Source organism: Haloferula chungangensis (assembly GCF_042664875.1).
GTDB lineage: Bacteria > Verrucomicrobiota > Verrucomicrobiia > Verrucomicrobiales > Akkermansiaceae > Haloferula > Haloferula chungangensis.
In genome coordinates this window covers 126,910-137,189 of sequence record NZ_JBHTBS010000011.1, presented here as the reverse complement: position 1 = coordinate 137,189, position 10,280 = coordinate 126,910, and the positions used below count along the sequence as shown (strand labels likewise).

8 protein-coding genes and 2 tRNA genes are annotated in these 10,280 nt (G+C 57.5%); 5 read left to right on the top strand and 5 right to left on the bottom strand.

Translation table 11 applies throughout. From position 1 onward, the window contains the following. Window positions 1–377 precede the first annotated feature (377 nt). Window positions 378–1,436, bottom strand: coding sequence for a M42 family metallopeptidase (locus tag ACFQY0_RS17635; protein ID WP_379715095.1), 1,059 nt, complete (start codon window positions 1,434–1,436; stop codon window positions 378–380). A 161-nt stretch (window positions 1,437–1,597) separates the two neighbouring features. Here ACFQY0_RS17635 and galB point away from each other — a divergent pair, with 161 nt between their 5' ends. Continuing rightward, window positions 1,598–4,063 carry a beta-galactosidase GalB gene (gene galB, locus ACFQY0_RS17630; RefSeq protein WP_379715093.1) on the top strand — a complete coding sequence of 822 codons (2,466 nt, stop codon included), beginning with the start codon at window positions 1,598–1,600 and terminating at the stop codon, window positions 4,061–4,063. Between the two features lie 237 nt (window positions 4,064–4,300). Beyond that, window positions 4,301–4,386, top strand: a tRNA-Tyr gene (locus ACFQY0_RS17625). Here ACFQY0_RS17625 and ACFQY0_RS17620 read toward each other — a convergent pair. Beyond that, window positions 4,355–4,645, bottom strand: a complete 291-nt coding sequence (locus tag ACFQY0_RS17620; RefSeq protein ID WP_379715091.1) for a hypothetical protein — start codon at window positions 4,643–4,645, stop codon at window positions 4,355–4,357. The genes ACFQY0_RS17625 and ACFQY0_RS17620 overlap by 32 nt on opposite strands. Continuing rightward, window positions 4,642–6,201: a sulfatase gene (locus tag ACFQY0_RS17615; protein WP_379715089.1), complete on the bottom strand. Its 1,560-nt coding sequence runs from the start codon at window positions 6,199–6,201 to the stop codon at window positions 4,642–4,644. The genes ACFQY0_RS17620 and ACFQY0_RS17615 overlap by 4 nt, the downstream gene beginning before the upstream one ends. A 191-nt stretch (window positions 6,202–6,392) precedes the next feature. On the opposite strand from ACFQY0_RS17615, the gene ACFQY0_RS17610 reads away from it, so the two are divergent. Continuing rightward, window positions 6,393–7,076, top strand: coding sequence for a prepilin-type N-terminal cleavage/methylation domain-containing protein (locus ACFQY0_RS17610; RefSeq protein ID WP_379715087.1), 684 nt, complete (start codon window positions 6,393–6,395; stop codon window positions 7,074–7,076). A 314-nt stretch (window positions 7,077–7,390) separates the two neighbouring features. Here ACFQY0_RS17610 and ACFQY0_RS17605 read toward each other — a convergent pair whose 3' ends face one another. Both ACFQY0_RS17605 and ACFQY0_RS17600 read right to left on the bottom strand, forming a co-directional pair. Then, a complete protein-coding gene (locus ACFQY0_RS17605) occupies window positions 7,391–8,803 on the bottom strand; it encodes a hypothetical protein (protein WP_379715085.1) in 1,413 nt (470 codons plus the stop codon). Beyond that, a complete protein-coding gene (locus ACFQY0_RS17600) occupies window positions 8,800–9,351 on the bottom strand; it encodes an RNA polymerase sigma factor (protein WP_379715083.1) in 552 nt (183 codons plus the stop codon). The genes ACFQY0_RS17605 and ACFQY0_RS17600 overlap by 4 nt, the downstream gene beginning before the upstream one ends. Before the next feature lie 574 nt (window positions 9,352–9,925). Between ACFQY0_RS17600 and ACFQY0_RS17595 the strand changes: the two genes are divergently transcribed. Together ACFQY0_RS17595 and ACFQY0_RS17590 are read left to right on the top strand one after the other, a co-directional pair. Then, a tRNA-Leu gene (locus tag ACFQY0_RS17595) sits at window positions 9,926–10,007 on the top strand. 24 nt (window positions 10,008–10,031) lie between these two features. Further along, window positions 10,032–10,235: a hypothetical protein gene (locus tag ACFQY0_RS17590; protein WP_379715081.1), complete on the top strand. Its 204-nt coding sequence runs from the start codon at window positions 10,032–10,034 to the stop codon at window positions 10,233–10,235. Window positions 10,236–10,280 lie beyond the last annotated feature (45 nt).

The window sequence follows — 10,280 nt, the reverse complement described above, 5'->3', positions numbered from 1 at the left end:
GTGCCGAGTGAGCAGTGCCGAGTGAGCAGTGCCCAGTGAGAAGTGAGAAGTGAGAAGTGAGAAGTGAGAAGTGAGAAGTGAGCAGTGAGAAGTGAGCAGTGAGAAGTGAGCAGTGAGAAGTGAGAAGTGAGAAGTGAGCAGTGAGAAGTGAGAAGTGAGCAGTGCCGAGTGAGCGGTGGGCGGTGGGCGGTGGGCGGTGGGCAGTGGGTAGTGGGTAGTGGGTAGTGGGTAGTGGGGCGCCGTCAGAACATGGGGGATGGGTTCGGGGTGGCTTTGACGGCTTTGGTGGCGGCGGGGAATCCCCCGCTCCGCTGGTCAGGGGGCTGGGCCCAATTTGAAACGAGTGGCTTGAAAAGCCGTTTTGCTGATCGAGGGGCTTAGAACTCCCAGTCTCCTTGATCGAGCTCGCTGACGCAGGCGGTGAGGAGCTTGATGCAGGCGGCGATGTCCTCTTTGTGGGAGGTTTCGATCGACTGGTGGATGTGGCGGGTCGGGATGGAGACGGCACCCGAGATTGAGCCGCCGGGGACCATGCGTTGGAGGCTGGCGGTGTCGGTGCCGCCGGCGGCGAGGATTTCGGTCTGCCACTTGATCTTGTTCCGTTTGGCGACCTCTTTCATGTAGGCGATCATCCGGTAGTCGCAGATCACGGAGGAGTCCATGAGCTTGATGGCGGCGCCTTCGCCAAGCGCGGTGCAACGTTCCTGGGGCTGGGAGCCGGGGACGTCGTAGGCGATGGTGGTGTCGAGACCGAAGGCAAAGTCGGGCTCGACTTCATGGGCGGCGACATGGGCACCGCGCAGGCCGACTTCTTCCTGGACGGTGAAGGCGGCGTAAAAATCGTAGGCGGGCTTTTTCTTGGACTTCTTGAGCTCGCGGAGGGTTTCAAGGAGGACGAAGACGGAGACGCGGTTGTCGAGCGACTTGGCGTTGACGCAGTCGCCGAGTTCCTTGAGTTCGGAGAGGCGGGTGATCGAGTCGCCGACGCTGATGAGCTTCTCGACGTTCTTTTTGCTCATGCCGGTGTCGACGAAGTAGTCTTTGAGGGCGACGTTCTTGCCTCTCTCTTCGGGGGACATGATGTGGACGGGCTTGGAGCCCATCACGCCGAGGATGTCCTTTTTGCCATGCACGAGGACGCGCTGGGCGGTGAGGGTTTTCGGGTCGAAGCCGCCGATCGGATTGAAGCGCAGGAAGCCTTTGTCATCGATGTGGGTGACGATGAAGCCGATCTCGTCCATGTGCGCGGCGGCCATGGTTTTCTTTTTTGACGAGCGGCCTTTTTTCAGGGCGATGACGTTGCCCATGTTGTCGATGTTGATGGAATCGGCGAGGCCTTTGAGCTCGGCGATGACGAGTTGGCGGATCTGCTTTTCGAAACCAGGGGCGCCGGGGGATTCACAAATGCGTGCGAGGAGTGGGACGTTGATGGGCATGGCTGCTAACTTAGGGGCCTCTGCTCACTTGCCAATCGGTTTCATCTGGGACGAGCGATTCATCGATTCGGAGGGGTCGGTGCGATCCTTACGTTCCCGATATTTATTCGGTCGAAATCTGCAATCGGGGAGGGGTGGCGACATCATCCTTCCCACAACCCATGAATCGACGACTTGCTTTCCTCGCTCTGCTGCTAGTTCCCTTGCTCGCCCATGCCCGATCGCGGGTTTCCTTCAACGAAGGCTGGCGCTTTCACAAAGGTGAGGCGGAGGGTGCGGAAAAGGTGAGCTACGATGCGGCTTCGTGGCGTGCGCTGAAGTTGCCGCATGATTGGGCGATCGAGGGGCCCTTCGACAAAAAGTACAACGCGCGCTGCGGCGGTCTGCCCTTTCACGGCACGGGCTGGTATCGGAAGGAATTCACGCTTCCGTCTGAAGCGCAGGGACAGAGGGTGGCGTTGCTTTTCGACGGCGCGATGTATGATGCGCACGTCTGGCTGAATGGTCAGTTCCTCGGCTCGCGTCCCTTCGGCTACATCGGCTTTGAGTTTGATCTGACGCCCTTTTTGAAGAGCGAGGGGAGCAATGTGTTGGCTGTTAGGCTGCAGCCCGAAGATCTCTCATCACGCTGGTATCCGGGCGCGGGGATCTACCGCAATGCCTGGTTGATCACTGGTGGCGACATCCATGTGCCGCAGTGGGGGAGCTTCGTGACGACGCCCAAGGTCAGCGATGAAATCGCGGAAGTGCGGGTGGAGAATCAGATCCGCCACGCAGGGAGCACGCAGGCGCTGGTCACGGCGGAAGTGCAGGTGCTCGATCCCGCGGGCAAACAGGTGGCCATTTCGAGCACCACGCTCGGGGTGAATCCAGGTGAGACGATTTCTCAATCGCAATCGCTCGACATCACGGAGCCGCAGCGCTGGGACATGGCGACGCCGGTATTGTATACGGCAGTGACGCGGATCCTCGATGGGGAGAAGGAACTCGATCGTCATGAAGCCTCATTCGGCATCCGGACGGTGGAATACAAGGCAGGGGAGGGGCTGTTTTTGAATGGTCGTCATGTCCGCATCAAGGGCGTCTGCATGCACCATGATCTCGGGGCTTTGGGAGCGGCGGTCAATTTCCGTGCGACGGAGCGTCAGATGGAAATCATGAAATCGATGGGCGTGAACTCGATCCGCACCTCGCACAATCCGCCATCGCCCGAGTTGCTCGAGATTTGTGACCGGATGGGTCTGCTGGTGCAGGTCGAGGCCTTTGACTGCTGGCGGATGCCGAAGGTGGAAAACGGCTACAACAAGTTCTTCGATGCCTGGCACGAGCGGGACCTGCGCGACATGATCCGCCGTGACCGCAATCACCCCTCGGTGATCATGTGGTCGATCGGAAATGAGATTCTCGAGCAGGGCGAGAAGGACGGCTGGAAGCTGGCGCGTCACCTTCATCAGATCTGCAAGGACGAGGATCCGACGCGCCTCACATCCGCTGGGTTCAATTTTTATCCGGCCTCGGTAATGAATGGTCTCGCTGCGGAAGTGGATATCCCAGGCTTCAATTACAAGCCTCTGGCCTATGCAGAAGTCACCCGGCAGCATCCGGACTGGCACATTCTCGGGTCGGAGACATCCTCCTGTGTCTCATCGCGTGGCGTCTATCACCTGCCGATCGAGAAGTATGAGAAGCACGAGGATCTCCAGGTGACCTCCTATGATTTGATCGGTCCGGTATGGGCCTATCCACCGGACATTGAGTTTGAGTATCTGAAGAAGAATTCGAACGTGCTGGGCGAGTACATGTGGACGGGATTCGACTACCTTGGCGAGCCGACACCCTATGGGGGACGTGATAACTCGACGAACGGTTACTGGAACGGCGACTGGCCGGTGCACTCGTCGTACTTTGGAGCGGTCGACCTGTGCGGCTTCCCGAAGGATCGTTATTTCCTCTATCAGTCGCAGTGGTTGGACGTGAAGGAAAGCCCGATGGTTCACCTGCTGCCTCATTGGAATTGGGAGGAAAGGAAGGGTGAGCCGATTCCGGTCTACGTCTACACGAACGGCGCCGAGGCGGAGCTTTTCCTTAATGGGAAATCACTGGGTCGGAAAGTGAAAGGTCGGGATACGACTCCGATCATTGTGAAGTTCAACCATTGGGAAGGTGGGGATTTTTCCAGTCCGTATCGCCTGCGCTGGGATGTTCCATTTGAAGCCGGGGAGTTGAAGGTCGTGGCCTATGACCTTGACGGGAAAGCCATCGCCGAGAAGGCGCATCACACGGCAGGTGAGCCGGCGATGGCGGGGCTGGAAGCGGATCGCGCAGTGATTTCAGCGGATGGGGAGGATCTGAGCTTCATCACCGTGAAGATTCTCGATAAGGACGGAAATTTTTGCCCGAAGGCGGACCATGAGCTGACTTTCGAGATCGATGGTCCTGCGGAGATTGCCGGGGTGAACAATGGCGATCCCGCTTCGCTCGAATCCTTCCAGGGAAATCAGCGCAGGGCCTTCAGCGGGATGGCGCAGGTGATCCTGCGTGGCGTGAAAGGGAAGGCCGGAACGATTACTCTAACAGCCAAGGCTGAGGGGCTGCGCGACCGTTCGCTCCAGATCGAGTCGAAATGACGAATCTGGCCTCATGATTCCTCCGATTTACCCCGGGGGGCGGCCTTTCCTGCTCGGGGAGTTGCGGGTAAGGCGAAGAGGGCTTGGCGATCCTGGCGGAAGGGGCTTTTTGCTCCGTTTGGCTCACTCTGGGGTGAAGATCGGCAAGTAATTCTGCCATCGGAGAAAGAAGAACCGTTTTTCCCTTGCCAAAACCGATCGCTCTTCCTACTTCTCCGCCCCCTCGCGAGGGGTATCGGGCAGATACCAGAGCGGTCAAATGGGGCAGACTGTAAATCTGCTGGCGTGAGCCTACGAAGGTTCGAATCCTTCTCTGCCCACCATTTTCAGATCAAGGAGCTGCGAGAAATCGCAGCTCCTTTTTCTTTGGTTGCGAACCATGGGGACGTCGGGGGAGGCCGCGAAGGATAGCCAGGTGATCGAGCCTCCCTTGTTTCGGTCGATGCCGATTCTCGCGGTGCCGTTGTCGAGGGTAAGGAGTTGTTCGGCTTTCGCCGGAGCCGTCATGGGAGCTTCACCGTTCGCTGCGGTAACCGCGATGACGAATGCCAGAGCTTGGCGGAAAAATCGTGGGGCAATCATTGGCGAGTGCCCGATTTTGGTGCGTGAGTCCCTTTCTTCGCTGCGGGTTTAGCCGCTCTGATGGGCTTCAATCGACCGATGCCTTCCAATTCGGCCTTGTAGGCAGACGGCTTGAACTTTGGGTTGGCGCGGGGAAGCACCGCCTGAGTATCGGTAAGAAATTTCTCGATCATGGCGTCCATGGATTGGACTCGCTCCGGTTGGACCTTCGCCAGGTCATTTTTTTCACCGATGTCATCGGCAAGGTTGAAGAGCTTCCACCGATGAGCACCGTTCTCGCCGCCATGGAAAATCCGAATCAGCTTCCAGTCACCTTGACGGACGGTGACCGATGGCGGAAGCCAGTCGGGAACCGGTGGATCGTGCGGGAAATAGCTGAAGAGCGTATCGCGACCGAGGGGTTTTCCTTTCAGGGCGGGAACGAAGCTGATGCCGTCGAACTCCTGCTTTTCCTCGGGCTTCAAGCCGACAGCATCGAGAAGGGTGGGATAGAAGTCACTGCTGTCGATGAACGCCTCACTGCGACTGTCTGGTTCCGTAACGCCGGGCCAGTCGACGATGCAAGGAACGCGCACGCCACCCTCGTATACTGTGGCTTTGCCACCACGCAGCGGAGCGTTGCTGGTAGGTGCAACGCCTTCCACCGAGTTATACATGTTCCCCCCGTTGTCGGAAAAGAAGATGACGATGGTGTTCTCGGCGATGCCGAGTTGATCGATGGTGTCTAACAGCGTGCCAACGGCGTCGTCCATGCTTTCGATCATGGCGGCATAGGTCGGGCAGCACTGTGGGTTCTCAAGGTCGACCTTGCGGCGGTATTTTTCGATGAGGTCCTGCTTGGCGTCGAAGGGTGCATGGACGCTGAACATCCAGTAGTTGAGGAAAAAGGGTTCGTCCTTGTGGGCCTTCATGAAGGCGACAGCTTCCTTGGCCATGCGGTCTTCAATATGCTCATTGGGGATGTCGGGGTCGGCATCGAAGTCCTTGAACTTCCATGGCGCGACAAAGCTGCCTGCCGGTCCGGGGCCGGGCCAGTGGGGGATGTCGACATCGAAGCCCTGTTCGAGTGGCGAGTAGGGTTGCGAACCAAGGTGCCACTTGCCGAAATGGCCGGTGGCATATCCGGCGGCTTTGAGGCTTTCCGGCAGGGTTTGATAACGGGTATCAAGACGGCTAACGGGGGTGGGTGCGATCGACTTTTTGTTGACCGGCGCTTTGGTTCCTTGCGCTGGTTTCAGAATCACCTGAGGGAGGTGACAGTTCGGTGTGGTGAGGCCGATGCGGGCCGGGCTCAGGCCGGTCAAAATGCTGGCACGGGTCGGCGAACACAGTGGGCTGGCGGCATAGGCCCGATCGAAGGTCATGCCGCGTTTGGCAAGGCGTTCGATATGGGGAGTCTCGTAATAGCTTGTGTGACCGTAAATTGTCGTGTCAGCCCAGCCAAGATCATCGGCAAGAATGAAGACGATGTTGGGTTTCCGATCCTTTCCAAGGGCATTGAGAGCCGTGAGGGCAGGAATGAGAAGGGTGAGGATGATGGCTTTGGAGCGGAGCATGTTCGTCAGATGGGGAATCTCATGGAGATCGCGGATTGCGCGCCCGGGCTTAGCAGCTGATTGCATTCGGGGGGCATTCGGTCGGTGACACAGACGGCTGTGATCCAGGAAATGGAACATCCTTTTTCGAAGAATTTCATTTTTTTCATGATTTCCTGCTAACTGGCCATGGGGGATCCGAATCCCTTGTCATGAAAAACCCACAAACCTTGCGGAGGGGCTTCACATTGGTGGAGCTGCTAGTCGTTATCGTCATCATCCTCGTTCTTGCGTCGCTGACCTTTGTGGTGGCGACCCGAATGAAGAAGAGTGCGGCGGAGGCGACCAACATGTCGAACATGCGCAATCTCGGGATGAGTGTCCTCGCCAGAGTGTCGGATGAGGGACGTTTCTTTCATCGGCGGAACGAGGAGAGATGGGATCGTTGGATCATTCCCTCGCTCGGATATACGACCGAAATGCCGGAGAATCGGGATGCGCTGACGACCGAGAACGCTCCTGGGCTGGAGTCGTTGGCTGAGATGTTTCACGCTCCCGATGACAAGGCGGTCCCGAAGGATGGCGCTTACAAGTGCAGTTATGGCGTGGCGGCCTGGCTGTCCAACGCGAACGGCTATCCTTTCGGTCTCACCACGAAGGACATGGGGGTGCGAATGGCGCGGATCAGGAAGCCTTCGAAATGGTTCATGATGTATCAGGACTACCGTGATTCGAATCTTCTAGGTAAGGGATTCAATGCGTACACCCCGCCTGGAACGGATGTGCCATCGCAGAATAAGATCGTCGTATTCGTGGACGGCCATGCTGAGAAGTTGCCAAAAAGTTTGGGGTGGAGTGAGTTCCGCGAGAAATACGAGCCGAGCCGCAACGATTGAACCGGGCCTGGATCGTTCCGTGTTCAGGGGTGGCCCCACATTGATGTGGCCGCCCTTTTCGCTTTTTCAGTGAGAAGTTCGCGCGGTGCTCTCGAATCGATCCGCCCCCAACGAAGTGAGCGGCGTGTCTGAGCCATCATATCACTGAGGGTTTCGGCTCTTGAGATCGGGTTTCTCCCGAGGTTCATAGCAGCGTCCTCTTTTGGAAGGAGGAAGACACGGATGGAGAAGCGCACCCGTCCTGGCTCGGCAGCGGATTCTCGGATTGGAAGGGAAGGTGTCTTGTGTGAAGCCACTTCGTTTTCTTCAGTTCCTCAGGAATCACCGAGGATAATCCTGAAACTATCGATGCCCCGGGTGACATTCAGATTGAAGTGGATCGAACGAAGGTCCGAGCTGAGACGGAATGAGTCGTGGGGGAGGATTCCTTCGATGCTGTCCCTCGCCTCGCTCGGTTGTAGCAGTGGTTGGAAATACTGATTTTCCATGCCCAGAATGGGATTGGACGGAATTAGGGTGCGATTGGTGCAGATGACGCCGATGATTTTGCGGTCAAAGGTCAGTTCACCGCTGATAGAGCGGACATCCCCCTCGTCTTCGGTGGGAGGCGGGTTATAGAAAACCAGATAACTGCTGACTCTGGTGCCCAAGGGGATCCGTGGGCGATATTTCGGGTCGGGATTTTCACCAGGCCAGGTGTTGATGTCTTTTCCCAAGTCAAGTAGCAGCGGACGCTTGAGTTTGAAGGTCTGTCTCTCGGGAACGAGAAAAAGATGATCGATATCCGAGTAGTGATTCAACGGAGGATACTTGGGACCCGGTGGGAGGAAATGAATCAGGCTCGAGGCCTCGTCGATGCCAAGGGTCAGCGGCCAGAGATCGGTGAATTGAGAGGTTTGAAACTTGAGCGGTATGACTTCGTTTCCGGATACCGGATTGTGGCGGATGGAACTCCCGGCGCTGAGGATGGTCGATTCGGAGCCTTCCTCTTCTTCCTCAAGCTTCACTTTTCCTTCGAAGACGGAGACGAGCGCCTCTCCACTGCTTCCGACATTGATTCCAAAACCGGTCCCAAGATCGGTAAGGGTAAGCCCAGGCATGGTGACGACGAGTTCGTCCTTTGGATGGGGGAGTCGCGCGGTGAGCTTCCCGTATTTGACGTCGATTCGTTTGTTAGAAACGATTTCAAATTCGCAGGGAGCTGCGATCGAGACGAGCGCACCGCCTCCCATATGAAGGCGGAGCGAGCCGAACTCAATCTGATAGAGTCCGGCATCGATTTCAGTGCCGCGCGGTTCACTCGATGTTGCTGCCCATTCGATCAGACTGTTGGAGGTGATGCTGGCAAGCCCGGGCGATGGGATTTCAGCCACGGTCGTGGCCCCATTGTCAGACCTGAAGTGGGTGACACTGAAGAAAATGGCGATGCTGGCCGCGCTGGCCAGGCCTGCCGTCAGCCAGGTGTTCCGGGACCGGCGTTTGGTGCTTCCATCGGATGCGGGGAAGCTTCGATTCGATGGAATCACGGGATCGCAGATGGCAGCAGCGCGACCTTTGTCCATCTCGGCCGCAACCGAGAGCAGTCCGTGGATTCGTGCCTCCCGGCGAAACGCAACTCGTGCGTCCTTTGAGGAAAGAAGAAGGCCCTCAAGCTGCTCTTTCTCTCCCGGTTCGAGGGAGTGATCGAAGTACCGGTGGACGAGGTTCCGAGTGTGATCTTCGTTCATGCCTGGTTGGAGCTTTGCTGTTTGAGGTACTGATGCTCGGTCTCGATGCATTTTTCGAGCAGTTGGCGAGCCCGGGTGAGCGCGACGTTGACGGCACCACGCGACCAGTGAATTTTATCGGAGATTTCAGTGGGTGTGAGGTCGGAAAAGTAACGGAGCTCGATGACTTCCCTCGCTCTAGGGGCGAGCTTTGCAAGACAACGGGGGAGGAACTCGGCGCGATCGTCCCAGTTCTCCTCTTCGGCTTCCTCATCGAAGAGGACTTCGAGGACGTTTTCCGAAAGACAGGTTTCCCGTGCCGAGGGGAGGCGCGAGACGTTCAGGAGCTTGAAGCGGGCAATGGCAAATACCCAGGCACGGAAATTGGTTCCGGCCTCGAAGGAGTCCTGCTTTTTGATGACCGTCAGAAAGGTCTCCTGCACGAGATCATCGACCAATGACCGGTCGCTGACCATGCCGCAGAACCAACCTTTGAGCTCAGGCATCAGTTTGAGGAACCCTCGTTGAAGGTCGAGATTTCCGTCATCGTCGGTGTGGTCGGTACGCATGGTTCGGCGGGTAGGGGCGCGTTCGTTTGGCTGGCCGCAATACCTATGCATCACGAGCGACAGCGTGGGAATTAGCGGCTATTTTTAAACTGGGAGGAAAAAACGACATGCTGAGGAATCGAGGGTCATTGGTAAAGAAAGCATTCTTGTGGCGGAGATTTGGGCATTCTTGGGCGCTCTTTCGGTCCGGCAGCAGCACTGAAATTTTTTCTCTGGTCTTTGATGGGGGCGCCGCGACGATTCGCGCCATCGGGCTCGACTTCGTGGTGGGTGTCGGCATTCATGGCAAGGCCTGTCTGAAGAAAGGGGGGCTTGGGATCCTGAACCTAACGGGCGCCTGTTCCCAGTGGTTGAAGGGGCGTCACTGCGGGAGTTTCTGTTGAATGGCATCTGGAGTGGGCATGACCCTCGCCCGATTCGTCGTGGATCCGAACTGGTCGTTTCGTAGGGTCAGATCCATGGGGCCGGGTGCCAGCCTTCCGCGGTCTGGAGCGCCGTGATGACCGAAGTTTTGGAGCGTTCGGATGAGCTTTCGCTGGCCAAGTCGCGAATCCCCTGCGATTGCTTTCCCAACGCCGGGGTGGCGGAATTGGTAGACGCACCTGACTTAGGATCAGGCGGAGCAATCTGTGCAGGTTCGAGTCCTGTCCCCGGTACTTTCCTCGCCATTCATCGCCAGCATGAACGAACTCAAGCAACGCCTTGCCGCTCTCGGCCTCAGCTCCGAGCAAGTTGACCAGATCGTGGAAACCGTCGCGGGCTTCGTGAAGGAAAAGCTGCCAGAGCAGTATCAGCCGATGGTGGACGACTTGCTCGATGGCAAGACTCCCGACCTGTCGGCGATTGCCGGCGGGATGCTTGGAAAACTGAAGAATTTCTTCTGAGCCGGAGCTGGTAAGGGCTGACGGACTGTCGGATCTCCATGTCGC